1 protein-coding gene is annotated in these 839 nt (G+C 40.0%); it reads right to left on the reverse strand.

The window, feature by feature from the left end; translation table 11 throughout:
• On the reverse strand, positions 1-839 hold an 839-nt coding region (locus BAQ44_RS08825; RefSeq protein ID WP_145925746.1), incomplete at both ends, for a condensation domain-containing protein.

Genomic DNA, 839 nt, shown 5'->3' on the forward strand with positions numbered 1-839 from the left:
ACATGCGCTTCATATACATCCGAATCATCGCTCACCAGAATCGCTTTAGGCTTACAATCTTCCAACATATAAGTAATTCGCTCCTGCGGATAAGCTGGATCAATCGGCACATAAGCTCCACCAGCCTTGACAATTCCACAAATCCCTATGATTGTTTCTAAACTGCGCTCAGCTGTAATCGCTACGTAATCATCACGCTCAATTCCCATTTCCCGCAATTTGACCGCCAGTTGATTCGCCTTCTCATTTAGTTCTCGGTAGGTAATTTCTCTTCCCTCCGCACGAACAGCAATTTTATCTGGCACCCTTCTTGCCTGTTCCTCGAAGCGTGTCATCACAGTCATATCCTTCGGATTTCTTACAGTTGTATCGTTAAATCCGCCTAGAATTTTCTCTTTCTCTACTTCACTGACAACATTGATTTCTACTATTTTTTGTTCCGGGTTCTGGATAATTCCCCTCAGGATTTGCACATAGTGCTCCATCATCTGGTGAATACTACTTTCTTTGAATAAATCACTACAATACTCAAAGCTCAATCCATAACCTTGTTCAATCGCTGTCAACGTAACAGTTAGATCAAATTTAGATATCGTACCATTAATATTAATATCGTTAAATTTTAACCCTTCGGCTTCCATATGTATCTCATCGATATTTTGAAGACTGAATACCACATCAAACAAAGGATTACGAGAGCTATCTCTTACCAGATTAAGTTCTTCTACCAGCTCTTCAAAGGGATATTCTTGATTCGCCTGTGCCATCAAGCATTTTTCTTTCATCTCTTGTAAAAATGTATTGAAACTCTTATCTCCCTGAGGCGCTCCTCTCATAAC

The organism is Bacillus mobilis, from assembly GCF_001884045.1.
GTDB lineage: Bacteria > Bacillota > Bacilli > Bacillales > Bacillaceae_G > Bacillus_A > Bacillus_A mobilis.